This is a genomic window from Pseudomonas fluorescens, assembly GCF_902497775.2.
Taxonomy (GTDB): Bacteria; Pseudomonadota; Gammaproteobacteria; order Pseudomonadales; family Pseudomonadaceae; genus Aquipseudomonas; species Aquipseudomonas putida_F.
Genome location: NZ_OZ024668.1, coordinates 1058597 through 1083597 on the forward strand (window position 1 = coordinate 1058597; position 25001 = coordinate 1083597).

Annotated in this window: 22 protein-coding genes and 5 tRNA genes; 20 read left to right on the top strand and 7 right to left on the bottom strand. The window is 62.3% G+C overall.

Going from position 1 to position 25001, the window contains the following annotated elements:
- Nucleotides 1–161: 161 nt before the first annotated feature.
- Complete coding sequence (locus F8N82_RS05035) at nt 162–1373, bottom strand: pyridoxal phosphate-dependent aminotransferase (RefSeq protein ID WP_038994126.1); 1212 nt, start codon at nt 1371–1373, stop codon at nt 162–164.
- A gap of 167 nt (nt 1374–1540) precedes the next feature.
- On the opposite strand from F8N82_RS05035, the gene msrB reads away from it, so the two are divergent.
- A complete protein-coding gene (msrB, locus tag F8N82_RS05040) occupies nt 1541–1933 on the top strand; it encodes a peptide-methionine (R)-S-oxide reductase MsrB (protein ID WP_038999224.1) in 393 nt (130 codons plus the stop codon).
- 15 nt (nt 1934–1948) lie between these two features.
- On the top strand, nt 1949–2434 hold the full coding sequence (locus F8N82_RS05045) for a glutathione peroxidase (RefSeq protein WP_038994127.1): 486 nt from the start codon (nt 1949–1951) through the stop codon (nt 2432–2434).
- Here the strand turns inward: F8N82_RS05045 and F8N82_RS05050 are convergent.
- Nucleotides 2427–4787 (bottom strand): response regulator, encoded by a 2361-nt coding sequence (locus F8N82_RS05050; RefSeq protein WP_080764695.1) that lies wholly within the window; start codon nt 4785–4787, stop codon nt 2427–2429. The two genes, F8N82_RS05045 and F8N82_RS05050, sit on opposite strands and share 8 nt — an antisense overlap.
- An 82-nt stretch (nt 4788–4869) precedes the next feature.
- On the opposite strand from F8N82_RS05050, the gene F8N82_RS05055 reads away from it, so the two are divergent.
- Complete coding sequence (locus F8N82_RS05055; RefSeq protein WP_038994129.1) at nt 4870–5757, top strand: ATP-binding protein; 888 nt, start codon at nt 4870–4872, stop codon at nt 5755–5757.
- Nucleotides 5757–6239: a GAF domain-containing protein gene (locus F8N82_RS05060; RefSeq protein WP_038994130.1), complete on the top strand. Its 483-nt coding sequence runs from the start codon at nt 5757–5759 to the stop codon at nt 6237–6239. The genes F8N82_RS05055 and F8N82_RS05060 overlap by 1 nt, the downstream gene beginning before the upstream one ends.
- Before the next feature lie 99 nt (nt 6240–6338).
- On the opposite strand, the gene F8N82_RS05065 is transcribed toward F8N82_RS05060, so the two are convergent.
- Nucleotides 6339–7106, bottom strand: a complete 768-nt coding sequence (locus F8N82_RS05065) for a hypothetical protein (protein WP_038994132.1) — start codon at nt 7104–7106, stop codon at nt 6339–6341.
- Between the two features lie 335 nt (nt 7107–7441).
- On the opposite strand from F8N82_RS05065, the gene F8N82_RS05070 reads away from it, so the two are divergent.
- The 5 genes from F8N82_RS05070 (at nt 7442) to F8N82_RS05090 (ending at nt 8026) form a co-directional block, all read left to right on the top strand.
- Nucleotides 7442–7517: transfer RNA gene (locus tag F8N82_RS05070), tRNA-Glu, on the top strand.
- 2 nt (nt 7518–7519) lie between these two features.
- Nucleotides 7520–7595: transfer RNA gene (locus F8N82_RS05075), tRNA-Gly, on the top strand.
- A gap of 103 nt (nt 7596–7698) precedes the next feature.
- A tRNA-Glu gene (locus F8N82_RS05080) sits at nt 7699–7774 on the top strand.
- A 5-nt stretch (nt 7775–7779) separates the two neighbouring features.
- Nucleotides 7780–7855, top strand: a tRNA-Gly gene (locus tag F8N82_RS05085).
- Between the two features lie 95 nt (nt 7856–7950).
- Nucleotides 7951–8026 (top strand) — tRNA-Gly (locus F8N82_RS05090).
- A 105-nt stretch (nt 8027–8131) separates the two neighbouring features.
- Here F8N82_RS05090 and F8N82_RS05095 read toward each other — a convergent pair.
- Entirely contained in the window at nt 8132–8539 is a 408-nt protein-coding gene (locus F8N82_RS05095; RefSeq protein ID WP_038994133.1) for a PA2817 family protein, read from the bottom strand.
- Between the two features lie 68 nt (nt 8540–8607).
- A complete protein-coding gene (locus F8N82_RS05100; protein ID WP_038994134.1) occupies nt 8608–11055 on the bottom strand; it encodes an acyl-CoA dehydrogenase in 2448 nt (815 codons plus the stop codon).
- 183 nt (nt 11056–11238) lie between these two features.
- On the opposite strand from F8N82_RS05100, the gene F8N82_RS05105 reads away from it, so the two are divergent.
- From F8N82_RS05105 to F8N82_RS05115, 3 genes are all read left to right on the top strand, one after another.
- Nucleotides 11239–11862: a glutathione S-transferase gene (locus F8N82_RS05105; protein ID WP_095161592.1), complete on the top strand. Its 624-nt coding sequence runs from the start codon at nt 11239–11241 to the stop codon at nt 11860–11862.
- 139 nt (nt 11863–12001) lie between these two features.
- Complete coding sequence (locus tag F8N82_RS05110) at nt 12002–12934, top strand: ABC transporter ATP-binding protein (protein WP_038994136.1); 933 nt, start codon at nt 12002–12004, stop codon at nt 12932–12934.
- Nucleotides 12931–13710 carry an ABC transporter permease gene (locus F8N82_RS05115; protein ID WP_038994138.1) on the top strand — a complete coding sequence of 260 codons (780 nt, stop codon included), beginning with the start codon at nt 12931–12933 and terminating at the stop codon, nt 13708–13710. The genes F8N82_RS05110 and F8N82_RS05115 overlap by 4 nt, the downstream gene beginning before the upstream one ends.
- Here F8N82_RS05115 and F8N82_RS05120 read toward each other — a convergent pair.
- Nucleotides 13678–14220, bottom strand: coding sequence for a DUF2062 domain-containing protein (locus F8N82_RS05120; RefSeq protein ID WP_038994139.1), 543 nt, complete (start codon nt 14218–14220; stop codon nt 13678–13680). The two genes, F8N82_RS05115 and F8N82_RS05120, sit on opposite strands and share 33 nt — an antisense overlap.
- Before the next feature lie 143 nt (nt 14221–14363).
- Between F8N82_RS05120 and F8N82_RS05125 the strand changes: the two genes are divergently transcribed.
- The 8 genes from F8N82_RS05125 (at nt 14364) to murB (ending at nt 21195) form a co-directional block, all read left to right on the top strand.
- Nucleotides 14364–16586 carry a DNA internalization-related competence protein ComEC/Rec2 gene (locus F8N82_RS05125; RefSeq protein ID WP_038994140.1) on the top strand — a complete coding sequence of 741 codons (2223 nt, stop codon included), beginning with the start codon at nt 14364–14366 and terminating at the stop codon, nt 16584–16586.
- Nucleotides 16587–16656: 70 nt separating this feature from the next.
- A complete protein-coding gene (locus F8N82_RS05130; protein WP_162195909.1) occupies nt 16657–17292 on the top strand; it encodes a MotA/TolQ/ExbB proton channel family protein in 636 nt (211 codons plus the stop codon).
- On the top strand, nt 17289–17720 hold the full coding sequence (locus F8N82_RS05135) for an ExbD/TolR family protein (protein ID WP_038994141.1): 432 nt from the start codon (nt 17289–17291) through the stop codon (nt 17718–17720). Before F8N82_RS05130 ends, F8N82_RS05135 begins: the two co-directional genes overlap by 4 nt.
- Complete coding sequence (gene lpxK, locus F8N82_RS05140) at nt 17720–18730, top strand: tetraacyldisaccharide 4'-kinase (RefSeq protein ID WP_038994142.1); 1011 nt, start codon at nt 17720–17722, stop codon at nt 18728–18730. Before F8N82_RS05135 ends, lpxK begins: the two co-directional genes overlap by 1 nt.
- Before the next feature lie 38 nt (nt 18731–18768).
- Complete coding sequence (locus F8N82_RS05145) at nt 18769–18954, top strand: Trm112 family protein (protein ID WP_038994143.1); 186 nt, start codon at nt 18769–18771, stop codon at nt 18952–18954.
- Nucleotides 18951–19715 (top strand): 3-deoxy-manno-octulosonate cytidylyltransferase, encoded by a 765-nt coding sequence (kdsB, locus tag F8N82_RS05150; protein ID WP_038994144.1) that lies wholly within the window; start codon nt 18951–18953, stop codon nt 19713–19715. Before F8N82_RS05145 ends, kdsB begins: the two co-directional genes overlap by 4 nt.
- Nucleotides 19715–20179 carry a low molecular weight protein-tyrosine-phosphatase gene (locus tag F8N82_RS05155; protein WP_038994145.1) on the top strand — a complete coding sequence of 155 codons (465 nt, stop codon included), beginning with the start codon at nt 19715–19717 and terminating at the stop codon, nt 20177–20179. The genes kdsB and F8N82_RS05155 overlap by 1 nt, the downstream gene beginning before the upstream one ends.
- Nucleotides 20176–21195 carry a UDP-N-acetylmuramate dehydrogenase gene (gene murB / locus F8N82_RS05160; protein WP_038994146.1) on the top strand — a complete coding sequence of 340 codons (1020 nt, stop codon included), beginning with the start codon at nt 20176–20178 and terminating at the stop codon, nt 21193–21195. Before F8N82_RS05155 ends, murB begins: the two co-directional genes overlap by 4 nt.
- 329 nt (nt 21196–21524) lie before the next feature.
- Here murB and rne read toward each other — a convergent pair whose 3' ends face one another.
- Entirely contained in the window at nt 21525–24716 is a 3192-nt protein-coding gene (gene rne / locus F8N82_RS05165) for a ribonuclease E (protein ID WP_224793856.1), read from the bottom strand.
- Nucleotides 24717–25001: the final 285 nt, after the last annotated feature.

Here is a 25001-nt window from a genome sequence, read left to right on the forward strand (position 1 = left end):
AGTGATTCAACCGGGCGACTATTTCAAACTGTGTACTTGCCTTTATTACAGGCGAATTCCAGCAACCCGCACGCCAGAGCGGCGGGAGATGTCGGTGCTGAAAGCTTGGTCTGTAAGGTCTGCGCCCGGAGGGGCGCAGACGATTCCATATCAACGGTAGGTTACTGCTGATATGTCTTCAGGAAGTTTCCGATGCGGCCGATGGCCTGCTCGAGGTCGTCGACCCGTGGCAGGGTCACCACGCGGAAGTGGTCAGGCCACGGCCAGTTGAAAGCGGTGCCCTGGACGATCAGCAGCTTTTCCGAAAGCAGCAGGTCGAGGACGAACTTCTCGTCGTTGTGGATCGGGCAGACCTTCGGGTCGATGCGCGGGAACGCATACAGCGCGCCCATCGGCTTGACGCAGCTGACTCCGGGAATACTGTTGAGCAGTTCCCAGGTGCGGTTGCGCTGCTCCAGCAGGCGGCCTTGTGGCAGCACCAGGTCGTTGATGCTCTGATAACCACCCAGGGCCGTCTGGATCGCGTGTTGGCTCGGCACGTTGGCACACAGACGCATGTTGGCCAGCATGTCGATGCCTTCGATGTAGCTTTGGGCGTGATGCTTGGGCCCGGAGATGGCCAGCCAGCCGGAGCGGAAACCCGCCACTCGGTAGGACTTGGACAGGCCGTTGAAGGTCAGGCAGAGCAGGTCCGGGGCCAGCGAGGCGGTGCAGATGTGCACGGCTTCGTCATAGAGGATCTTGTCGTAGATCTCGTCGGAGAACACCACCAGGTTGTGCTGGCGGGCCAGCTCGAGCATGCCCAGCAGCAATTCGCGCGAGTACACCGCACCGGTCGGGTTGTTCGGGTTGATGATCACCAGGGCCTTGGTGTTGGAGGTGATCTTGGCCTTGATGTCGTCCAGGTCCGGGAACCAGTCGGCCTGCTCATCGCACAAGTAGTGCACCGGGTTACCGCCGGCCAGGCTCACTGCGGCGGTCCACAGTGGGTAGTCCGGGGCCGGAATCAGCACTTCATCGCCATTGTTGAGCAGCGCCTGCATCGACATCACGATCAGTTCGGAGACGCCGTTGCCCAGGTAGATGTCTTCGATGCCGACACCTTCTACCTGCTTTTGCTGGTAGTACTGCATCACGGCCTTACGCGCGCTGAACAGGCCTTTCGAGTCACTGTAGCCTTGAGCGGTCGGCAGGTTGCGGATTACATCCTGGAGGATCTCGTCCGGCGCCTCGAAACCAAAGGGTGCCGGGTTGCCGATGTTCAGCTTGAGGATGCGATGGCCTTCCTCTTCCAGGCGTTTGGCGTGCTTGAGCACCGGGCCGCGAATGTCATAGCAGACATTGGCGAGCTTGTTCGATTTGCTGACCTGCATGATGTGATCCCGATTAGAAAAGATCGCCGCGCATTGCGCTGTGAAAACGTTTGAAATGCGTATGACGCGGGTGCCAGACTGATGTCTGATGAGGCGCAATAATATACGTGCCGCCCGCGCTGTGGAAAAGCCATGGCGCGCGGTTTTTGGACAGATGAGGCCTGATGATGGAAAAACTCGAGAAAACCCTGGAAGAATGGCGTGCCATGCTCGACCCCGAGCAGTACAACGTGTGCCGCCTGAAGGGCACCGAGCGGCCGTTCAGTGGCAAGTACAATGGCACCAAGACCGACGGCGTCTACCATTGCATCTGCTGTAACGAAGCGCTGTTCGATTCGAACGCCAAATTTGATTCCGGCTGCGGCTGGCCAAGCTTCTATGCGCCGATTGCCGACAGCGCGATGATCGAAATCCGCGATACCTCCCACGGCATGATCCGTACTGAGGTCACCTGCGCCAAGTGCGCCGCTCACCTGGGCCATGTATTTCCCGACGGTCCGCCGCCGACCGGGCTACGCTACTGCATCAACTCGGTCTGCCTGGACCTGGTTCCACGCTGACAAAGGAGAAAGGTCATGGCCGACGCAATGCTGAAGATTCCCTGCATTACCCTGACCGGTGAGCAAAAAGCCCTGGCCGATTACCCCGCCAAGGCACTACTGGTGGTCAACACCGCCAGCCAATGCGGTTTTACCCCGCAGTACAAGGGCCTGGAGCAGCTCTGGCAGCGTTATCGCGAGCAGGGGCTGGTGGTGCTGGGCTTTCCCTGCAACCAGTTCGGCAAGCAGGAGCCGGGCGATGCGCGCGAAATTGCGCAGTTCTGCGAGCTGAATTTCGGCGTCAGCTTCCCGCTGTTTCGCAAGATCGAGGTCAATGGCGACGGCGCTCATCCGCTGTTTGTCGAGCTGAAAAAGCGTGCCCCCGGCTTGTTCGGCTCGCAAGGGATCAAGTGGAACTTCACCAAGTTCCTGCTCGATCCGGCCACCGGCAAGGTCACCCGCTATGCGCCGAGCACCAAACCGGATGCCTTGAGCGGATCGATCGAAAAACTGCTCAGGTAGCGGTCAGCGGCACCCAGTGATCGATTAGCGCCAGCAGCTCTTCGCGGCGAAACGGTTTGGCCAGGTAGTCGCTCATTCCGGCTGCCCGGCAACGCTCGCGCTCTTCGGGCATGGCGTTGGCGGTCAGGGCGACGATTGGCAGGTCGGGCCAGTGCCCGCTCTGGCGGATCCGCCGGCTGGCTTCGTAGCCGTCCATCACCGGCATGTTGCAATCCATCAGCACCAGGTCGAAGGCTGCCTGCTCCAGCTGTTCGAGGGCGTCGGCGCCATGGGCGGCAACGCTGACCTCGCAACCGAGCTTGGCCAGCATGCCCTTGGCCACCAACTGGTTCACCGGGTTGTCTTCAACCAGCAGGATGCGCGCGCGCCGTTCGCTTTGTTGAGCGCCGCCCAACGGTGACTGGTTGACGTTGTCGCTGCCATGCAGGGTACGCCGCAGTGTCTGGTACAGGGCGTTGCGCGCCAGCGGCCGCGCCTGCTGCTGCAGCGGTGCCAGATGGGCGGCCTGTTCGCCGGGCAGGAAGTTGCCATAGGCGGTCACCAGCAGAATCGGTGCGCTGATCTGCGGGCGCAGGCTGAACAGGCAGTCCAGGTCGTCGGTGATCAGCAGGTCCGGCTTGGCTTGTCCGAGCTGCGCCGGGTGGTCATAGCGTTGGTATTCCAGGCCCCAGCCGGGCAGTAGCGTCTGCAACAGTTCGGCCAGGCCACTGCTGGCACTGCTGATGGCTGCAACGCTGCCATGCAATGGTTGCGCAGGGACTGCCGGGGTATGACTGGGCAATGGCAGTTCGGCGCTGAACTGGCTACCGAAGCCGGCTTCGGAACTGATGCTCAGGCGCCCCTGCATGGCTTCGCAGAGGTTGTTGGTCAGCGCCAGCCCCAGGCCAGTCCCTCCATACTGGCGAGTGATGCCGGCACCGGCCTGGGTGAAGGGCTGGAAGATCCGCACCTGAGCCTCACTGGGGATGCCGATGCCGGTGTCGCAGACGTCCAGGTGAACGCCGCCGGGGTAGCTGCTCAGGCGCACATCGACACGCCCGAAGCGGGTGAACTTCAGGGCATTGGACAGCAGGTTGCTGACGATCTGCCGTACCCGGGTCGGGTCGCCGAGCACCATCGAGGGAAACTGCGGATCGATCAGGCAGGTCAGCTCGACACTCGGCGCGGCGTTCTGCGACAGCAAGTTGGCGGTGTCTTCGACCAGGGCGCCAAGGTCGAAGGGGATGCGTTCGAGCTCCAGTTGCCCGGCATCGAACTTGGACAGGTCGAGAATATCGTTGAGCAACTCGACCAGCACCTTGCCCGAGTCGTGGGCGATCGACAGCTGCTGGCGTTGTTCGGCATTGAGCGGGCTGTCCAGAGACAGGGCAATCATGCCCAGCAGGCCATTGAGCGGCGTGCGAATCTCGTGGCTCATGTTGGCCAGGAAGGCTGCGCGGGCCTGGGCCATGTCCAGAGCGCGGCGCCGGGCGTCTTCGAGCTCTTCATTGGACTGGCTGAGGCGGGTGTTGCTGGCCTTGAGTTCGTTGGTACGCGCCGAAACGATGTTCTCCAGTTCGTTGAGGTAATCGGTCAGGCGGTTTTCGGCGTTGCGCCGTTGCTGGATCTCGGTGGCCATGCTGACGAACTGCTGGTTGGCGACCTTGACCAGCACGCCGATCTCGTCGTGCTCGTGGCCCGGCGGAAACGACAGTTTTGATTGCGCCGGATTACGCGAGTCGCTGTTGCTCAGGGCGCTGATCACCCGTACCAGCGGCTGGGTCAGCATGATGTAGAACAGGCCGAGCAGAATCCCGGTCAGGATCAGGCTGCGCATGAAGCCATTGAGCAGGGTGACCTCGGCGCGCTTGAGAAAGCGGCTGCCGAAGGCGAAAGTATCGACGTCCAGGTACAGGGTGCCCAGGGATTCGTCGGGCATGTGGCTGAGAAACAGCCGGTCCTGGAACTGGCGCGATTCACCGAAGAGGAAATCGCTGATCAATCGGTAGCTGCTTTCCTGACGCGGGCGCTGAACATCGGCGAGTACGGATTCGTTGTTGTCGATCAGCCAGGCGCGGGTAATCGCCGGCGATTGCAGCAGGCCACGGGTCAGCTCCTGGGCAAGCTCGGCATCGATGTTGTAGGCGATGCGTGAGGCGGGGTTGTGGCTGATTTGCAGCAGCGCCTGCATCTCGCGGTTGATAGAGGCGTCTTCACTGGCATAATCGATACCGATCTGGATGAGACTGAGCAATGTACCCAGGATGAAGCCGACCAGGACCGTCAGCCGGGCTTGCTTGTAGGACAGGCGATTGGTGAACTTGATATCCATGAGTCCCGAGCCAGTTTCACATTCCGTGCGCTGCGCAAGCATAGCCGATCAGTCCCGGCTGCTGGCACGCCCTGTCACACATTCAGCTATGCCTTTGTACTTGCATCTGTCTTGAGGAAATCTTGTGGACTCTCGTTTGAATGCTTTTCTGGAACGTGCCGAAACCGTACTCGCCCGCCTTGAACCTCTGTTGCCGGCGGTGCGTGCGAATATCGACTGGTCGCAATGCCTGGCAGCGCGCTGGCAGCGTGATGGTCGCAGTGGCTACCTGTTGCCGCTGGAGGTCAGCCTTGATATGCGCCTGTCCGATCTGATTGGCGTGGATCAGCAGCGCGAACAGTTGGGGCGCAACACCCGCCAGTTTCTCGATGGTATGCCGGCCAACCATGCGTTGCTCTGGGGCTCGCGGGGTACTGGCAAGTCATCGCTGGTGCGGGCATTGCTGGCCGAGCATGCCGAAGCCGGCCTGCGTCTGATCGAAATCGAGCGTGATCATCTGGCCGACCTGCCGCGGGTGGTCGAGCAACTGCAGAAACTGCCGCAACGTTTTGTGCTGTTTTGCGACGACCTCTCGTTCGAAGCCGGGGAGGGCGACTACCGGGTGCTCAAGAGCGTGCTCGATGGCTCGCTGGAGCAGGCGCCGGACAACGTGCTGCTATACGCCACCTCGAACCGTCGCCACCTGGTGCCGGAGAAACAAAGCGACAACGAAAACTGGAAGATGGTTGATGGCGAGCTGCACCCCAACGAGGCGGTGGAAGACAAGATTGCCCTGTCTGACCGCTTCGGCCTGTGGCTGTCGTTCTACCCCTTTACCCAGGAGCATTTCCTCAACGTGGTCGAGCACTGGATCACCCAGCTGGCGCAGCGCGCTGGCCTGGACTGGCGCCGCGATGAGCAACTGGACATTCTCGCCGTGCGCTGGGCGACCGGCCGCGGCAACCGTAACGGCCGCTGTGCCTACCAGTTCGCCCGCTACTGGGTCGGGCTGAAACTGTTGGAGCAAAAATAATGATCGACCTCAACGCTACCGGCGCCGGCCTCGAGGGCTACGGCCTGCTGGCGGCACAGCTGGAAGCCCTGCTGGCCGATGAGCGCGACTTCATCGCCAACGCCGCGCAGTTTTCGGCGTTTCTCTATAGTCAGGTCGAAGACCTGAACTGGGCTGGCTTCTACCTCAATCGCGATGAGCAGTTGGTGCTTGGGCCCTTCCAGGGGCAAGTGGCCTGCGTGCGCATTCCCTTCGGCCGTGGTGTTTGCGGTGCGGCCGCGGCCAGCCGGGAAACCCAGCGGGTGGAAGATGTGCACGCGTTTGCCGGGCACATCGCCTGCGACAGTGCATCGAACAGTGAGCTGGTGATTCCACTGGTCAAGGAAGGGCGGCTGATTGGTGTGCTGGACCTGGACAGTCCGAAGCTGGCGCGTTTCAGTGAGGTGGACCAGGTAGGGCTGGAGCGTTTGGCGGCGATCTTTTTGCGTTTGACCGATTGCTAAGGAGTGAACCTTGATCGCGGGGCAAGTCGCACCGCCGCTCCCACAGGGGGTTACTGTGGGGGCGGCGGTGCGACGCCTCGACTTGCCCCGCGAAACTTTTCAGTCGTAGATGACCTTTTTCTTCCAGTCTTCGGTGGTGTCGGTTTTCAAGCCTTCGGTCAAGGCATTGGTATCGTCTTCCGCCGGTTCCAGCTGGCTGAGTACCTGGGCGTTGGCTCGGGCCAGCAGCTTTTCCATGTATTCGAGCTGCTCGCGATAAATCGCCGGGTCAGGCTGCTTGCGCAGGTATTGCACGCCACGCTCGAATGCCAGGCGGGCATGCCCCGGCTGGTTCTGTTGTAGCGCCTGCTGGCCGAGGTTGTTGAAGAACTCGATGTGCAGCAGCACCAGGATATGGCGAATTTCCTTGACCCAGTACTTGGCCTCGTTGGTCGGCAGGAAGCCTTCCTGTGCGGCGCGGGTGATCTGGTTGTGCATGCCTTCAAGCAAAAAGCGCACATCCTTGGCCCGGGCTTCGGTCTGGATCGGCATGGGGGGGTTGTTCACCGGCAGCGCCTCACCTTTGGCGATCAGGCCTTCGAGCTCAGCAATCCGCGCCCTGATGTCGCGGCTGTGCTTGTTCAGGGCCAGCTGGCGCTGGTTGAGGTTGAGCTCCAGGCGGGTCAGCAGCAACTTGAGCGCCGGGGTCATCAACTGGCCAGGGAAGGTTTCGGTGATTTCGCCACAACGGCGCAAGCGTTCGGCCAGCTCGATCTTCAGCCGGGCACGCTCGAGCTTGTTGTTCTCGACCACGTTGTTCAGGTAGCCGATCACGATCAATAACGCGATCCCCGCTACTATAAGCAGGGTGATCAGAAGTGGTGTCACCGTTAACGCCTCATACAGGATGATTTACTGTTTGAGTGTAGTGGCTAAGCTTTTGGCCGGATAGAGCTGTTTGGCGGTTGCCCGGGGGCAATTGATGGCCTTTTGCTTGTAGATTGCCGTGGCTGCTGGGCCGAAGGCGGGTAGGGCGTCAGAAAATAATCGTCAAGCCTCAGGCGCGCCATGCCCTGGCAGAAGACTGCAAAGCACCGGGAAGTCATTGATTTAAATAAATTTATACAGAGGGGTTGACGGCTTATCAAAGCATCCCTAGAATGCGCGCCACTTGCAGCGTAAAGCACACAGCGAAACGCGGCAGGGAGTGAATGTTGTAGCGTGTCCCCTTCGTCTAGTGGCCTAGGACACCGCCCTTTCACGGCGGTAACAGGGGTTCGAGTCCCCTAGGGGACGCCAGTGCGGGAATAGCTCAGTTGGTAGAGCACGACCTTGCCAAGGTCGGGGTCGCGAGTTCGAGTCTCGTTTCCCGCTCCAGTTTACAAAGGCTTTGCTTAACGGCAGGGCTTGTAAAAACCCAGCGTCGGATCTTTATGGTTTGAGTTGGTAACTGAAGCATGCATTGCATGTTTCGGGCGTCGTCCCCTTCGTCTAGTGGCCTAGGACACCGCCCTTTCACGGCGGTAACAGGGGTTCGAGTCCCCTAGGGGACGCCATTTTTGCGGGAATAGCTCAGTTGGTAGAGCACGACCTTGCCAAGGTCGGGGTCGCGAGTTCGAGTCTCGTTTCCCGCTCCAAATATGGTGCTCCAGCGTTTGATAACGCTGTAGTGATAGAAGCAAGGGCTACCGGCCTTTGATTCTTGCCGAGTTTCTCGGTCGCTACAAAGTTTGCGGGAATAGCTCAGTTGGTAGAGCACGACCTTGCCAAGGTCGGGGTCGCGAGTTCGAGTCTCGTTTCCCGCTCCAAATAAAGAAACGCCGTTCGTTTGAACGGCGTTTTTTTTCGTCTCGATTTTTTAATCGCTGCCTGTAGGCGGCAGGGCTGTTGTCGGCCCTGCGCGCCTTCATCGCTTAGTGTTTGCTGTCGTCGTCCGACATGCTCAGCAACTTTTTTTCCTGATTCCAGTCGAAGGGCTCGTCATTCTGTTCGGCTTCGAAGCGGCGCTCTTCCAGTTCCTGGTACATGCCCAGCTCGTTCTCCGGCATGAAGTGCAGGCAGTCGCCGCCAAAGAACCACAGCAGGTCGCGTGGTACCAGGTGCGCGACCTGTGGATAGCGCTGGATGACCTGGCACATCAGGTCCTGGCCAAGATAAGTGCTTTCCGGGTCGACGGGCAGTTGCAGCATCAGGTCGTCGAAGCGTTCCAGAAACAGCGCGTGGCTTTCTTCCGGCACCTGCTCGGCTTCGCCCAAGGCAACCAGAATGGTGCGCAGGTGGGTAAGCAGGGCGAGATGATATTCCAGGCGATCGGTAGCCATGCTGGCGGTCCTCATGAGCAAAAACGGGCGCGGGAGTATACGGCTCCCGGCGCCCGATGTCCCGGCCCTTAGCGAATCTTGCCGTCAGCCGGTAGCAATTGCTCCTTGTCGAAGGCATCGACATCGATCACCCGACGGCGCGCTACTTCTGCCGCGTGCAGGCTTTGCGCTTCATTGGCCTGCAGCACGCCGGCCTGCACGGCGGCATCGATTGCCGACTCGCCCGGGGCGGGAGTGATCTGGCCGCTCTTGAGCGCTTGGTGAAGTTTTTTGCGCAGAGGCTCGCCGGCGTCGAGTTGATCGTAGGCCTGTTGCAGGGCCGCAACCGGGTCGCCGTCCGCTTGCGGCCGGTAGCACCCGGCAAGCAGCTCTTCCAGCGCCGGGTCGCCCTTGGCGCGGCCGATAAGCTCGGCGATCTCGGCGTCCAGTTCGTCGCTTGGCCCGGTGTGGCGACGGCCGAAGGGGAATACCACCAGGCGCAGGGCGCAGCCGAGCAAGCGATTGGGGAAGTTGTCGAGCAGCCGGTCCAGGGCTTTTTCGGCCTGGCCCAGGCTTTCTTCCATGGCCCAGCGCAGCAGCGGTTGCAGGTGCTCGGGCGAGTTCAGGTCGTGGTAGCGCTTGAGCGCCGCCGAACCCAGGTACAGATGGCTGAGGACATCGCCCAGGCGCGCCGACAGGCGTTCGCGCCGCTTGAGTTCGCCGCCCAGCAGCATCATGCACAGGTCGGCGAGCAGGGCGAAGGCTGCAGCTTGACGGTTGAGGGCGCGGAAATAGCCCTGGCTCAGCGCGTCGCCCGGGACTTTCTCGAAATGGCCCAGGCCCAGGCCGAGCACCAGGGTGCTGGCGGCGTTACCCACGGCGAAGCCAATATGCTGCATCAGCAGGTGATCGAACTCCTTGAGCGCCTGGTCGTGGTCCTCGCGACCGGCCAGGGCCATTTCCTTGAGCACGAACGGATGGCAACGGATCGCCCCCTGGCCGAAGATCATCAGGTTGCGCGAGAGGATGTTCGCCCCTTCGACAGTGATGAAGATCGGCGCCCCTTGCCAGTTTCGGCCCAGGTAGTTGCTCGGGCCCATGATGATGCCCTTGCCGCCATGCACGTCCATGGCGTGCTGGATGCATTCGCGGCCGCGTTCGGTGAGGTGGTACTTGAGAATCGCCGAGAGCACCGAAGGTTTCTCGCCCAGGTCCACGGCCTTGGCGGTGAGCAGGCGCGCGCTGTCCATCAGGAAGGCGTTGCCGCCAATGCGAGCCAGGGATTCCTGGATCCCTTCGAAGGCCGCCAGCGGCACATTGAACTGCTCGCGGATGCGTGCGTACTGGCCAGTGACCAGGCTGGTGTACTTGGCCGCGCCGGTACCCACGGCCGGCAGGGAAATCGAGCGGCCCACCGACAGGCAGTTCATCAGCATCATCCAGCCCTTGCCGAGCATGTCCTGGCCACCGATGAGGAGGTCCAACGGTACGAACACGTCCTTGCCGCTGTTGGGGCCGTTCATGAACGCCGCGCCCAATGGCAGGTGGCGCTTGCCGATCTCGACGCCGGGGGTGTCGGTGGGGATCAGCGCCAGGCTGATGCCCAGTTCCTCTTTATCACCGAGCAGGTGCTCGGGGTCGTAGGCCTTGAAGGCCAGGCCAAGCAGGGTCGCGACCGGTCCGAGGGTGATGTAGCGTTTTTCCCAGTTCAGGCGCAGGCCGATGACTTCCTCGCCTTGCCATTGGCCTTTGCAGATGATCCCGGTATCAGGCATCGCGCCGGCGTCGGAGCCGGCCAGCGGGCCGGTGAGGGCGAAGCAGGGGATCTCGTCGCCGCGGGCCAGGCGCGGCAGGTAGTGATTACGTTGCTCGTCGGTGCCGTAATGCAGCAACAGCTCTGCCGGGCCCAGGGAGTTGGGCACCATCACAGTCGAGGCCAGGTCGCCGCTGCGGGTCGCCAGCTTCATCGCCACCTGCGAATGGGCGTAGGCCGAGAAACCCTTGCCGCCGTATTCCTTGGGGATGATCAGGGCGAAGAAGCCATGGCTTTTGATGTGCTCCCAGGCCGCTGGCGGCAGGTCCAGGTCCTGGCCGATCTGCCAGTCACTGACCATGGCGCAGAGCTCTTCGGTGGGACCGTCGATGAACGCCTGTTCTTCTTCCGTGAGTTCGGCCCTGGAGTAGCCGAGCAGGGTGTTCCAGTTTGGGCGGCCACTGAACAGCTCGCCGTCCCACCACACGGTGCCGGCGTCGATGGCTTCGCGTTCGGTCTGCGACATTGGCGGCAGGGTGCGCTGGAACCAACCGAACAGAGGGGCGGTGAGCACTTTGCGGCGCAGGTCCGGAAGCAGCAGAGGTGCGGCCACTGCCGCCAGCAGCAGCCAGAAAATTGTCAGCAGCCAGCCCGGTGCGTGGCTGAAGATACCCATCGCCAGCAGGTAAAGGGCAACGATACCCAACGCCGGCAAGGCGGCAATGCGACGGTGGGCCAGGTAGGCGGCGCCGATCACCAGGACCACTAACCACAACAGCAACATAGGAATTCCTCCGTGAAACATCGGGGCATTTCGCCATCCATCGAAGCTTAGACTGCATCGGCTAAACGGCCTGTCTGAACAGTGACAGGACATGAGCACAGGAGTTCGCCTGGATGCCAAACGATTGCCAGCGTGAGCGCCAGGAGTAGACTGGGCGACCAGCCAAACCATCAGGGAAACGCCATGCTCAAGATCTGGGGTAGGAAGAACTCGACAAATGTCAGGAAGGCACTGTGGTGCGCCGAAGAGCTCGGGCTTGAGTATCAGTCGATCGATGCCGGTGGCGCCTTCGGCCTGGTCAACGAGCCGCAGTACCGGGCGCTGAACCCCAACGGTCTGGTACCGATGATCGAGGACGACGGCCTGGTGCTGTGGGAGTCCAATGCCATCGTGCGCTACCTGTCGGCGCAGTATGGCAGCGACTCGGGCTGGTATGAGCCGAACGCGCGCAAACGTGCCGAGGCCGACAAGTGGATGGACTGGGTCACTTCTTCCCTGGCCACGCCGTTCCGGCCGTTGTTCTGGGGCATCCTGCGCACGCCGGCCGAGCAGCAGGACTGGGTGGCCATCAATGCCGCGCACAAGACCTGCGCGCAGTTGCTGTCGATCGCTGACCAGGCTTTGGCGCAGCAACCTTATCTGTCCGGTGACGCCCTGGGCATGGGCGACATCCCCCTGGGTTGTTTTGCCTATGCCTGGTTCGAGATGCCCATTGAGCGCCCGGAAATGCGTCACCTGCGCGCCTGGTATGAGCGCTTGCAGGAGCGTGCGGCCTATCAGGCAGCGGTGATGACGGCGCTGACCTGATCATTGCGGTCAATCTGATAGTTATTATCGATACTCATGACTGTACTTGTCCGCCCCTGACAAGCACCATGTTCATATTCACTGCGGCCGGCCTTGCCCGGCCGCGTCTAGAACCTTCCAAACTGGTACGCGACCCGCTATGAGTTCTGCTCTGTCCATAAGGCAGCTAACCAAAACCTACGGCAACGGTTTCCAGGCCCTCAAGGGTATTGACCTGGATGTCGCCGAAGGTGATTTCTTCGCCTTGCTCGGCCCCAACGGCGCCGGCAAATCCACCACCATCGGCATCCTCTCGACCCTGGTCAACAAGACCAGTGGCAGCGTCAATATCTTTGGTCATGACCTCGATCGCCAGCCCGCCGCGCTCAAGCGTTGCATCGGCGTGGTACCGCAGGAATTCAACTTCAACCAGTTCGAAAAGACCTTTGACATCGTCGTCACCCAGGCCGGTTACTACGGCATCCCGGCCAAGGTGGCCAAGGAACGCGCTGAGCAGTACCTGACCCAGCTCGGCTTATGGGACAAGCGCGATGTACCGTCGCGTTCGTTGTCTGGTGGCATGAAGCGCCGGTTGATGATCGCCCGTGCCTTGATCCACGAGCCGCGCCTGCTGATCCTCGACGAGCCGACCGCGGGCGTCGATATCGAGCTGCGCCGTTCGATGTGGAGCTTTCTCACCGAGCTCAACCAGAAAGGCATCACCATCATCCTTACCACCCATTACCTGGAAGAGGCTGAGCAGCTGTGCCGTCACATCGGCATCATCGACCACGGCACCATCGTCGAGAACACCAGCATGCGTGCATTGCTCGGCAAGCTGCATGTCGAGACCTTCCTGCTGGATCTCAAGCAGGACCTGCCCCAGGCGCCAAACCTGGCCGGCTACCCGTGCCGGTTGATCACCCCGCACACCCTGGAAGTGCAAGTCGACAAGGAAGTGGGCATTACTGCGCTGTTCGGCCAGCTGGCGCTGCAGAACATCGAAGTGCAGAGCCTGCGCAACAAGACCAATCGTCTCGAGGAGCTGTTCGTGTCCCTGGTTGAGAAAAACCTGGCTAAGGTGGCGGTATGAGTTCGGAGCTGAGCGCCAACCTGGTCGCCCTCAACACCATCGTCTACCGCGAAGTTCGCCGCTTTACCCGGATCTGGCCGCAGACCCTGCTGCCCCCGGCGATCACCATGGTCCTGTACTTCGTGATCTTCGGTAACCTGATCGGCCGGCAGATCGGCGACATGGGCGGCTTCACCTACATGGAGTACATCGTCCCGGGGCTGATCATGATGTCGGTGATCACCAACTCCTACGGCAACGTGGTATCGAGTTTCTTCGGCAGCAAGTTCCAGCGCTCGATCGAGGAACTGATGGTGTCGCCGGTGTCGCCGCACATCATTCTCATTGGCTACACCCTGGGCGGCGTGTTGCGCGGTTTGGCGGTGGGGGTGATCGTCACCTTGCTGTCGCTGTTCTTCACCGACCTGCAGGTCCATCACCTGGGCGTGACCATTGTCGTGGTGCTGCTGACAGCGACGATCTTCTCGCTGCTGGGCTTTATCAATGCCGTGTTCGCGCGCAACTTCGACGACATCTCGATCATCCCGACTTTCGTGCTGACGCCGCTGACCTACCTGGGCGGGGTGTTCTACTCGATTACCCTGTTGCCGCCATTCTGGCAGACCGTGTCGATGGCCAACCCGGTGCTGCACATGGTCAACTCGTTCCGCTATGGCATTCTCGGCGTGTCGGATATCCGTATCGGGGTCGCCATCAGCTTCATGCTGGTCGCCACGGCAGTGCTGTACATCGGCTGTGCGCGCCTACTGGTCAGCGGGCGAGGAATGCGTACCTGATTGCTTGACCTTGCGCCGGCGCCACTGCCGGCCTACCCACCAGCGCCAGTAGAGCATGGTCAGGCAGTAAGCGAGGGCGCCGAGCAGCACGCCACACACCAGCGAACCGAGCAGGAACGGCTGCCACAAGGTCGATAGCTGGTCGGTGATCCACTCGAAGGTCAGTTCTTCAGGCAGGGTGCGTGGCGGGATTTGCATCAGCCAGGCGCCCATCTGGTAGGTGCAGAAAAACACTGGCGGCATGGTGATCGGGTTGGTCAGCCACACCAGGCTGACCGCGATCGGCATATTGCCGCGCACCATGATTGCCAGGCTTGCAGCCAGCAGCATCTGCATCGGAATCGGTATAAAAGCGGCGAACAGGCCCACGGCCATGGCGCGCGCAACCGAATGCCGGTTGAGGTGCCAGAGGTTGGGGTCATGCAACAGCCGGCCGAGAAAGCGTAAGGATTTGTGTTCCCTGATGCTGGTCGGATCGGGCATGTAGCGTTTGAAGAGACGACGCGGCATGTGGGGTCTCGGCAATCTGAAGGGTGCCAGTATGCACGGATTCTAAAAGTGCCTTATTCAGACTTTGTGACAATTATTTAGCGAGCTGTTGCCGTCACTGATCTAAGCCTCAGGGGGTGGTTTACTTCTGGAGCTTCACGCTTATGCGCACAGGGATGTTGGCGCTTGCACTCGGGCTGATCAGCCTCGGGTACCTACCGGCTTTGCCGTCCGTCTGGACACTGCTCCTGCTGGTGCTAGTCGGGCTTTGCTGCCTGCTTTCGCGGCTCTGGCCAATCGGCCTGTTTCTGTTGGGTTTTGCCTGGGCCTGTGTCTCGGCGCAGTTGGCGCTGGATGAGCGTCTGGCAGCGCAGCTCGATGGCCGTACCCTGTGGATAGAAGGTCGGGTCACCGGCTTGCCGGAGCAGGGCGTGCGCTCGGTGCGTTTCGAGCTGAGCAATGCCCGCTCGCGTCGCGCGCAACTGCCGCCGCGGATGCAGCTCAGCTGGTTCGGCGGTCCGGCGGTCAACAGCGGCGAATACTGGCGTCTGGCGGTCAGCCTTAAACAGCCCTCCGGTTTGCTCAATCCTCACGGTCCTGATCAGGAGGCCAGCCTGTTGGCTCGGCGAATCGGCGCGACCGGCAGCGTCAAGGCCGGCGAGCGCTTGGCGCCGGCGACGGCGGCCTGGCGTGATGGTTTGCGCCAGCGTTTGCTGGCCGTGGATGCCCAGGGGCGCGAGGCGGCGCTGGTGGCGCTGGTGCTGGGCGATGGCGGCGGCCTGGCGCGGGAAGACTGGCAAGCGCTGCAGGCCACCGGCACGGTGCACCTGCTGGTGATTTCCGGTCAGCATGTGGGCCTGCTGGCTGGGCTTGTGTATGCCTTGATTGCCGGGCTGGCGCGCGTGGGCTGGTGGCCGCCAACGCTGCCCTGGTTGCCTTGGGCCTGTGCCCTGGCCTTGGTTGCGGCGCTTGCCTACGGTGTTCTGGCCGGTTTTCAGGTGCCGGTGCAGCGCGCCTGCATGATGCTGGCGATGGTGCTGCTCTGGCGTCTGCGCTTTCGGCACCTGGGTGTCGGGCTGCCGCTGTTGCTGGCGCTGAATGCGGTACTGCTGTGGGAGCCGTTGGCCAGTTTGCAGCCGGGGTTCTGGTTGTCGTTCATGGCCGTGGCGATTCTGATCTTTACCTTCAGTGGCCGGCTCGGCGCCTGGAGCCCTTGGCTGGCCTGGGGGCGCGCCCAGTGGTTGATCGCCATCGGCTTGTTGCCGCTGTTGCTGGCGCTGGGTTTGCCGGTGAGCCTCAGCGCGCCGCTGGTCAACTTGCTGGCCGTGCCGTGGATCAGCCTGGCGGTGTTGCCGACGGCGCTGCTCGGCACCTTGTTGCTGCCTGTGCCGTATCTGGGCGAGGGGCTGTTGTGGCTGGCCGGTGGCTTGCTCGATGGTTTGTTCCGCTTGTTGGCTGAAATGGCGCACTGGCGGCCGGCCTGGCTGCCTGAGCCTTTGCCTTTATGGGCATGGTTGCTGGTGTGCCTGGGGGCGTTTCTACTGCTGTTGCCGCGCGGCGTGCCCATGCGCGTGCTCGGCTGGCCATTGTTGCTGCTGGCAGTGTTTGCACCCAGAGAGCGGGTGCCTGTGGGGCAGGTCGAAGTCTGGCAGCTGGATGTCGGCCAGGGGCTGGCCTTTGTATTGCGCACCCGTCATCACGCCATGTTGTATGACGCGGGCCCGGCCATGGGCGATTTTGATCTGGGCGAGCGTGTGGTGCTGCCCAGCTTGCGTAAGCTGGGGGTGGGCAAGCTTGACCTGATGTTGCTCAGCCATGCTGACGCCGACCACGCTGGCGGTGCTCGCGCCGTGCAGCGCGGCTTGCCGGTGTTGCGGGTGTTTGGCGGTGAGGCTGCAGCCTTGCCGGAAGTACTGAAGGCCCAGCCTTGCAGCAGTGGCGAGCGCTGGCAGTGGGACGGGGTTAGCTTTTCTGTCTGGCAATGGCAAGAGGCCGGTGACAGCAATCAGGATTCCTGTGTGCTGCTGGTTGAGGCAAATGGCGAAAAGCTGCTGCTGACCGGCGATCTGGATGCCCGTGGCGAACGGGCCTGGGCCCGGGACTGGCAGGCGAGTCGGATCGATTGGCTGCAATCCCCCCACCACGGCAGTCGCAGCTCCTCCAGCGAAGCCTTGTTGCAGGCTACCGCCCCGCGCGGCGTGCTGATTTCGCGTGGGCGCTACAACGCTTTCGGTCATCCTCACCCAGAGGTGATGGCGCGCTATCGGACGCACGGTATTCAAGCCTACGACAGTGTCGAGCACGGTGCGCTGCGCCTGCGCCTGGGTACGTTTGGCGAGCCAGAGGGGGTGCGTGCCCAGCGGCGTTTCTGGCGCGAGCCGAGATGACGACCTTCGGCAGATGAGCCCCCTGGGGTCCTATGGTAAAGTGGCGGACTTTTTCGAGGGGATGCTTACTGTGTGGGAATTGGTCAAGTCCGGTGGCTGGATGATGCTGCCGATCATTCTGAGCTCCATCGCTGCCATGGCGATCGTCGCCGAGCGTCTCTGGACCCTGCGCGCCAGCCGGGTCACGCCACCGCACCTGCTGGGCCAGGTGTGGAGGTGGATCAAGGACAAGCAACTCACCAGTGACAAGCTCAAGGCCCTGCGCGCCGATTCACCGCTGGGCGAGATCCTTGCCGCGGGCCTGGCCAACTCGCGCCATGGCCGCGAGATCATGAAGGAATGCATCGAAGAGGCCGCCGCCCGGGTCATCCACGAGCTGGAGCGTTACATCAATGCCCTGGGCACCATCGCCGCCATGGCGCCGCTGCTCGGCCTGCTCGGCACCGTGCTGGGCATGATCGACATCTTCAGTGCCTTCATGGGCACCGGTATGACCACCAACGCCGCGGTACTGGCCGGGGGTATCTCCAAGGCACTGATCACCACCGCAGCCGGCCTGATGGTCGGTATTCCATCGGTGTTCTTCCACCGTTTCCTGCAGCGCCGTATCGACGAGCTGGTGGTTGGCATGGAGCAGGAGGCGATCAAGCTGGTCGAAGTGGTGCAGGGCGATCGTGATGTCGACCTGGCCGAGGGCAAGGCGTGAAATTCCGGCGCAAGCCACGGGAGACCGTGGACATCAACCTGGCCTCGCTGATCGACGTGGTGTTCATCCTGCTGCTGTTCTTCGTGGTCACCACCACCTTCACCCGCGAAACCCAACTGCGCGTCGAGCTGCCGGAGTCGGTCAGCGGCGCACCGGCACCGGATTCGGAGCTCAAGCAACTGGACATCACCATCAGCGCCGACGGCGTCTACTCGGTGAACAACCAGCTGTTGCCCAAGAGCGACCTGGCGACCCTGACCGAAGCCCTGCAGCGTGAATCCGCAGGTGACACCAAACTGCCGTTGTCGATCAGCGCCGACGGCAAGACCCCGCACCAGGCGGTGGTGACTGCCATGGATGCGGCCGGCAAGCTCGGTTTCAGCCAGTTGCGCATGACCACGGTCGAGGCGGCTCAGGGGACACCCTGATGGCCTTTGCCGATCGCCTGCTCGATGCCTGGTACGCCGGGCATCCGGCCCTGGCGCTGTTGCGTCCGCTCGAAGCCCTGTATCGCCGGGTAGTGCTGGGCAAGCGTGCGCGTTTCCTCAACGGTGAAAGCCCCAGCTACCGCGCCCCAGTGCCGGTGATCGTGGTGGGCAACATCACCGTCGGCGGTACCGGCAAGACGCCGATGATCCTCTGGTTGATCGAGCATTGCCGCCAGCAAGGCCTGCGCGTCGGTGTGGTCAGTCGTGGTTATGGCGCCAAGCCGGCGCAGTTGCCGTGGCGCGTGCGTGCCGAACAGAGTGCGGCCGAGGCGGGTGATGAACCCTTGCTGATCGTCCAGCGCAGCGGTGTGCCGCTGATGATCGACCCGGACCGTTCGCGCGCGGTGCAGGCGTTGCTGGCCAGCGAGCCGCTGGACCTGATCCTCTGTGACGACGGTATGCAGCACTACCGTCTGGCCCGCGATCTGGAACTGGTGCTGATCGATGCCGCCCGCGGGCTGGGCAATCGCCGCTGTCTGCCGGCCGGCCCCCTGCGCGAGCCGGTAGAACGCCTGCATGACGTCGACGCGGTGCTCTACAACGGCGCCACGGCCGACCGCGAAGACGGTTTTGCCTTTGCCCTGCAGCCTACCGCGCTGGTCAACCTGCGCAGCGGCGAGCGCCAAGGCCTCGACTACTTTGCGCCAGGCCAGGCCTTGCACGCCGTGGCCGGTATTGGTAACCCGCAACGTTTCTTCAATACCTTACAGGGGCTAAACTGGCGCCCTGTGCCACACCCTTTTGCCGATCATGCCGAGTACAGCGCCCAGGCCCTGAGTTTCACCCCTGCGCTGCCCCTGGTCATGACCGAGAAGGACGCGGTCAAATGCCGCGCCTTTGCTGCCGACGACTGGTGGTACCTTGCGGTCGATGCTGTGCCTTCGCCGGCCTTCCGGGCCTGGTTCGATGCTCAGCTCGCACGCTTGCTGCCTGGGTCACGGCCCTCCTGATTCGTTTCTTTTTCCGGCCACCGGCCTGAGGAATTTCCATGGACACCAAACTGCTCGATATCCTTGCCTGCCCAATCTGCAAGGGCCCGCTCAAGCTCAGTGCCGACAAGACCGAGCTGATCAGCAAGGGTGCAGGTCTGGCCTATCCGATCCGCGATGGCATCCCGGTGATGCTCGAAAGCGAAGCTCGTACTCTGACCGATGACGAGCGTCTGGACAAATGAGCCTGGCCTTTACCGTTGTGATTCCGGCACGGCTGCGCTCCACGCGCTTGCCGGGCAAGCCGTTGCTGCCGATTGCCGGCAAGCCGATGATCCAGCATGTCTGGGAGCAGGCAAGCAAAAGCAGCGCCAGCCGCGTGGTGATTGCCACCGACGACGCGGATATCTTCAAGGCCTGCGAGGCCTTCGGCGCCGAAGTGTTGATGACTCGCGAGGATCATGACTCCGGTACCGATCGCCTGGCCGAAGTGGCGGCCAAGCTGGGCCTGGCTGCCGATGCCATCGTGGTCAACGTCCAGGGAGACGAGCCGCTGATTCCACCGGTGATCATCGATCAGGTGGCAGCCAACCTGGCGGCCCATCCGGAAGCGGGCATTGCCACCCTGGCCGAGCCGATCAGCGACGTCGAAGCACTGTTCAACCCCAATGCGGTCAAGGTGGTCAGCGATTGCAACGGCCTGGCCTTGACCTTCAGTCGTGCCCCCTTGCCGTGGGCGCGGGACGCCTTGGCACAGAGCCGCGAGCAACTGCCTGAGGGTGTGCCGTACCGGCGTCACATCGGCATGTACGCCTACCGCGCCGGTTTCCTGCAGGATTTCGTCGCCTGGGGCCCGTGCTGGCTAGAGAAGACCGAGTCGCTGGAGCAGCTGCGGGCCCTCTGGCATGGCGTGCGTATTCACGTTGCCGATGCCATCGATGCGCCACCTGTGGGCGTCGATACCCCTGAAGACCTGGAGCGCGTACGGCGCTTGCTGGAGGCCTGATGCGGGTTCTGTTCGTGTGCCTGGGCAACATCTGCCGCTCGCCCACCGCCGAGGGCGTGCTGCGTCAGCAATTGCAGGCTGAAGGCCTGGGCGAACTGATCGAAGTGGCGTCGGCCGGTACCGGTGACTGGCATGTCGGCAAGCAGCCTGATATCCGTACCTGCCGCACCGCGCGCATGCGTGGCTACGACTTGTCGCAGCAGCGTGCGCAGCAGATCAAGGTCGCGCACTTCAATGAATGCGACCTGATCCTGGCCATGGACAAGAGCAATCTTGGCCATCTGCAGGCCATGCGCCCGGCCGGTGCGAAAGCCGAGCTGGACCTGTTCCTGCGCCGCTATGAAGGCGCGCTGGATGAGGTGCCGGATCCTTACTACGGTGCCGAGCAGGATTTCGAGGAGGTCCTCGACCTGATCGAGGTCGCCTGCAGCCGTTTGGTCATCGAACTCAAGGGCCGTCTATGAGCGGGCAGTGGCAGCAACAGGTATCGCTCAAGCCGTATAACACCTTTGGCATTGATGTGAGGGCCCGGTATTTCACCGAAGCCCACAACGACGAAGAGGTGCGTCAGGCCTTGGCCCAGGCGAGTGAGCAGGGTGTACCGGTGCTGGTGGTGGGAGGCGGCAGCAACTTGCTGCTGACTGCCGATATCCAGGCACTGGTACTGCGTATGGCCAGCCGTGGCCTGCGCATCCTGTCGGACGACGGCGAGCGGGTGGTAGTTGAGGCCGAAGCTGGCGAACCCTGGCATCCGTTCGTGCAATGGAGTCTGTCCCAGGGCCTGGCCGGGCTGGAGAACCTCAGTTTGATCCCGGGCACAGTCGGCGCCGCACCGATGCAGAACATTGGCGCCTACGGTGTCGAGATCAAGGACGTATTCGCCGGGCTCACCGCGCTGGATCGCCAGACCGGCGAGCTGCGCGACTTCAACCTGCAAGAGTGCGCCTTCGCTTATCGCGACAGCCTGTTCAAGCGTAATCCGGGGCGCTGGTTGATCCTGCGCGTGCGCTTTGCCTTGAGTCGGGTCATGCATGCCCATCTGGACTACGGTCCGGTTCGCCAGCGTCTGAACGAGCAGGGCGTCAGCCAGCCGACTGCGCAAAATGTCAGTGATGCGATTTGCAGTATCCGTCGGGAAAAACTACCTGACCCGGTCGAGCTGGGTAACGCCGGAAGTTTCTTCAAGAACCCGGTGGTAGCTGCGGTGCTGGCCGACAAGATTCGCTTGCAGCATCCGGGGCTGGTGGCTTATCCACAGGCTGATGGCCAGTTCAAGCTGGCTGCCGGCTGGTTGATCGAGCAGGCGGGCTGGAAGGGCCATCGTGAAGGCGATGCCGGGGTGCATCGCTTGCAGTCGCTGGTGCTGGTCAACTATGGCCAGGCGACCGGTGTGCAGTTGCATCAACTGGCGCAGAAAATCCAGGCCGATATCCTCGAACGCTTCGGGGTTGAGCTGGAAATGGAACCGAACCTGTACTGAATGAGTTGTAGGAGCGGGCAATAAAAAAGGTTCTTCACGGAATCCCGGGGGCTATGATTCTTGGGTTGGGTTGCGGGCTTATCCATTCGGTGCGGGGCTGCTGTTGGCCCCTTCCGCCCTTACGGCGGGTCCCTTTTGTTCTTGGCAACAGTTCCATGCCTATCTTTTCCCAAGAGAAAAGTAGGCCGCCGTAAAGGCGGAAGGGGCCAACAGCAGCCCCGCACTGAATGGATAAACTCGCAGCCTCAACATCCCAACCCGGGATTCCGTGAAGAGCCAAAAAAAAGCCCCGCCAGTTACCTGGCGGGGCTTTTTTATTGCCTGGAAGGTCAGACGAGCGGTTTGTGCTCTTCTGCGGTTTCCAGTTTTTCTTCGACTACTTCTTCAGCCGGTGCGCCAGGCGCTTCTTCAACGACTACTGCAGCGCTGGCTTCGGCGGCGACCGCTGCAGCGGCGGCTGCGGCAGCTTCGGCTTCACGCTTGCGACGGCGAACTTCACGTGGATCGTTCGGCGCGCGACCGTTGCTGGTCAGGGCGCTGGCCGGTGCTTCGGCAGCTGGCTCTTCAACCGGGGCTGCTTCGGCAACTACGGGCGCAGGCGCTTCGACGACTTCGGCAACTGCTACCGGCTCGACCACAACCGGTGCCTGGACTTCAGGCTCTGGCTCGACCGCAGCAACAGGCTCGATCACTTCAGCTGGCGCAGCAACAGGGGCTTCAACCACTGGAGCGATGCTGGCTTCGACGGCTTCTGGTGCTTGCACCGGGGCAGTGAAGGGTTGCTCGACAACGGGTGCGGCAGCGACTTCAGCGACTTCAGCGGCCTGAGCGGTTTCCACCACTTCGGTTACTTCAGTCACTTGGGCCACTTCGGCGATCTCGGCGACTTCAACCACTGGCTGGGTTGCTTCGACGACGGTTTCGCTGGCAGCGACTTCAACAACCGTCTGCTCTTCGACAGCAGCAGTGGCGCGTTCGGCCTGCTGGTTGGCTTCGGCTTCGGCTTCGGCGCTGATGTTGCTGGTAGCAACAGCGGCGGTCACGGCCAGGCCTGCGGCCAGTTCAGCACCCAGCTCGGAGGCTTGAGGCTGCTCTTCGCCGCCTTCTTCCGAACCTTCTACCAGGTTGCCGTTGGCATCGCGTTGACGCTCGCGACGGTTGCTGCGACGACGCTGGCCACGGGAGCGGCGGCGAGGGCGTTCGCCTTCGGTGCCTTCCTGGTTGTCATCCTGCAGCAGTTCTTCGTTCGGCAGTTGCTCTTCAGCGGCTTCAGCAGCCTGCTCGGCTGGACGAGGCTGGCGCTCTTCACGCGGCGGGCGCGGTGCACGCTCTTCACGTGGGGTACGCTCTTCACGCGGAGCACGTTCTTCGCGCGGTGCGCGCTCTTCACGTGGTGCGCGTTCTTCGCGTGGAGCACGCTCTTCACGAGGCTGGCGCTCTTCACGCGGGGCGCGCTCAGGGCGCTCTTCGCGTACGGCCGGGGTGGCGGCATCCAGTGGCTCGCGCAGTTCGCGGACCGGACGGTCTTCGCGGGAGCGGCGCTCTTCACGTGGTGCGCGTGGTTGACGCTCTTCACGCGGTGGACGTGCTGCGCGCTCTTCGCGGGCAGGTGCTTCTTCGCGGGCTTCGCGTGGCTGACGCTCTTCACGTGGGGCGCGTTCGGCACGCTCTTCACGCGGTTTGCGGTCTTCGTCGCGGCGGCCGTTGCGGTTGCGGCTCTGCTGGCGACCGTTGCGACGCTCTTCGTTGCGTTGCGGGCGCTCGGTGGCAGGCTTCTCGGCTACCACAGGGGCGGCGGCAGGTTCGTCCTTGCCGGCAAACAGGCTCACCAGCGACTTCACCAGGCCTTTGAACAGGCTTGGTTCAGGTGCGTGCTGAACCGGAGCGGCTACTGGTGCGGCAGCTTCGGCAGGTACCGGAGCGTTGGCGCGGGCCGGTGCGGTCTTGACTGCGGCTTCCTGGCGAACCAGGGTGCGGGTGGCGGCAGTCGGCTGGACTTCTTCGGTCTCGGCGGCAGCAATCTCGTAGCTGGACTGGCTGCTAAGGGCTTCCGGGCTGTCGTCGCGCAGGCGCTGGACTTCGAAATGCGGGGTTTCCAGGTGATCGTTCGGCAGGATGACGATACGGGCCCGGGTACGCAGTTCGATCTTGGTGATCGAATTGCGTTTTTCGTTGAGCAGGAAGGCGGCAACCGGAATCGGCACTTGCGCGCGGACTTCAGCGGTGCGGTCTTTCAGGGCTTCTTCTTCGATCAGGCGCAGGATGGCCAGCGACAGCGATTCGACGTCGCGGATGATGCCGGTGCCGCTGCAGCGTGGGCAGACGATGCCGCTGCTTTCGCCAAGCGAAGGGCGCAGGCGCTGACGGGACATTTCCAGCAGGCCAAAGCGCGAGATACGGCCAACCTGTACGCGGGCACGGTCGGCTTCCAGGCATTCGCGGACTTTTTCTTCCACGGCGCGCTGGTTCTTGGCCGGGGTCATGTCGATGAAGTCGATCACGATCAGGCCGCCGATGTCACGCAGGCGCAGCTGGCGGGCGATTTCCTCAGCCGCTTCCAGGTTGGTCTGCAGGGCGGTTTCCTCGATGTCGCTGCCTTTGGTGGCGCGCGCCGAGTTGATGTCGATGGAGACCAGGGCTTCGGTCGGGTCGATGACGATCGAGCCGCCGGACGGCAGGTCGACGACGCGCTGGAAGGCGGTCTCGATCTGGCTTTCGATCTGGAAGCGATTGAACAGCGGCACGCTGTCTTCGTACAGCTTGATCTTGCTGGCGTACTGCGGCATCACCTGGCGGATGAAGGTCAGGGCTTCTTCCTGGGCGTCGATGCTGTCGATCAGTACTTCGCCGATATCCTGACGCAGGTAGTCACGGATGGCGCGGATGATGACGTTGCTTTCCTGGTAGATCAGGAACGGTGCGGCGCGGTCCTGGGAAGCTTCCTTGATCGCGGTCCACAGCTGCAGCAGGTAGTCGAGGTCCCACTGCATTTCTTCGCTGCTGCGGCCAAGGCCGGCAGTGCGAACGATCAGGCCCATGTCGGCAGGGGCGACCAGGCCGTTGAGGGCTTCGCGCAGTTCGTTGCGCTCTTCGCCTTCGATGCGACGGGAGATGCCACCGGCACGCGGGTTGTTCGGCATCAGCACCAGGTAACGACCGGCCAGGCTGATGAAGGTGGTCAGGGCTGCGCCCTTGTTGCCGCGCTCTTCTTTCTCGACCTGGACGATGACTTCCTGGCCTTCGCTGAGCACTTCCTTGATGTTCACCCGGCCTTCGGGCGACTTCTTGAAGTATTCGCGGGAGATTTCCTTCAGCGGCAGGAAGCCGTGACGCTCGGAGCCGAAGTCGACGAAAGCGGCTTCCAGGCTAGGTTCGATCCGGGTGATCCGGCCTTTGTAGATGTTGGCCTTCTTCTGCTCACGCGCGCCGGACTCGATGTCCAGGTCGTAGAGACGTTGGCCGTCCACCAGAGCTACACGCAACTCTTCGGGTTGAGTCGCGTTAATCAGCATTCTTTTCATGTAATACCGTCGGTTTCCGGGCTGCCGGAAACGGCGTTCGGCACACACGACTTCTCACGGTCGGTGTCAGGTGCGCAAGGGGTGGCGGGCCACCCCCGTGTCCAGCAACTTTCGAGTCCGACTGGTCACCCAGTACTGCCGAAGTCGCGACGACGCGTCCTGCTTGCTGTGGTGTCAAATGCACTCAGTCAGGAGGAGGAATCAGCCTTCGGCCGTGGACGCCCGTGGGGCATCTTGATCAAGACCGGGTCCGGTCGCCTGGCCAATAGGCCGCTGGACTGGACG

Excerpts from the sequence above, each read along its gene's own strand:
- F8N82_RS05110 (WP_038994136.1), top strand. The coding sequence starts at position 12,002 with ATGAGTTCTGCTCTGTCCATAAGGCAGCTAACCAAAACCTACGGCAAC.
- lpxK (WP_038994142.1), top strand. The coding sequence starts at position 17,720 with ATGGCCTTTGCCGATCGCCTGCTCGATGCCTGGTACGCCGGGCATCCG.
- kdsB (WP_038994144.1), top strand. The coding sequence starts at position 18,951 with ATGAGCCTGGCCTTTACCGTTGTGATTCCGGCACGGCTGCGCTCCACG.
- rne (WP_224793856.1), bottom strand. The coding sequence starts at position 24,716 with ATGAAAAGAATGCTGATTAACGCGACTCAACCCGAAGAGTTGCGTGTA.
- murB (WP_038994146.1), top strand. The coding sequence starts at position 20,176 with ATGAGCGGGCAGTGGCAGCAACAGGTATCGCTCAAGCCGTATAACACC.
- F8N82_RS05100 (WP_038994134.1), bottom strand. The coding sequence starts at position 11,055 with ATGTTGCTGTTGTGGTTAGTGGTCCTGGTGATCGGCGCCGCCTACCTG.
- F8N82_RS05060 (WP_038994130.1), top strand. The coding sequence starts at position 5,757 with ATGATCGACCTCAACGCTACCGGCGCCGGCCTCGAGGGCTACGGCCTG.
- F8N82_RS05105 (WP_095161592.1), top strand. The coding sequence starts at position 11,239 with ATGCTCAAGATCTGGGGTAGGAAGAACTCGACAAATGTCAGGAAGGCA.
- F8N82_RS05035 (WP_038994126.1), bottom strand. The coding sequence starts at position 1,373 with ATGCAGGTCAGCAAATCGAACAAGCTCGCCAATGTCTGCTATGACATT.
- F8N82_RS05125 (WP_038994140.1), top strand. The coding sequence starts at position 14,364 with ATGCGCACAGGGATGTTGGCGCTTGCACTCGGGCTGATCAGCCTCGGG.
- F8N82_RS05155 (WP_038994145.1), top strand. The coding sequence starts at position 19,715 with ATGCGGGTTCTGTTCGTGTGCCTGGGCAACATCTGCCGCTCGCCCACC.
- F8N82_RS05045 (WP_038994127.1), top strand. The coding sequence starts at position 1,949 with ATGGCCGACGCAATGCTGAAGATTCCCTGCATTACCCTGACCGGTGAG.
- F8N82_RS05050 (WP_080764695.1), bottom strand. The coding sequence starts at position 4,787 with ATGCTTGCGCAGCGCACGGAATGTGAAACTGGCTCGGGACTCATGGAT.
- F8N82_RS05115 (WP_038994138.1), top strand. The coding sequence starts at position 12,931 with ATGAGTTCGGAGCTGAGCGCCAACCTGGTCGCCCTCAACACCATCGTC.
- F8N82_RS05120 (WP_038994139.1), bottom strand. The coding sequence starts at position 14,220 with ATGCCGCGTCGTCTCTTCAAACGCTACATGCCCGATCCGACCAGCATC.
- msrB (WP_038999224.1), top strand. The coding sequence starts at position 1,541 with ATGGAAAAACTCGAGAAAACCCTGGAAGAATGGCGTGCCATGCTCGAC.
- F8N82_RS05095 (WP_038994133.1), bottom strand. The coding sequence starts at position 8,539 with ATGGCTACCGATCGCCTGGAATATCATCTCGCCCTGCTTACCCACCTG.
- F8N82_RS05145 (WP_038994143.1), top strand. The coding sequence starts at position 18,769 with ATGGACACCAAACTGCTCGATATCCTTGCCTGCCCAATCTGCAAGGGC.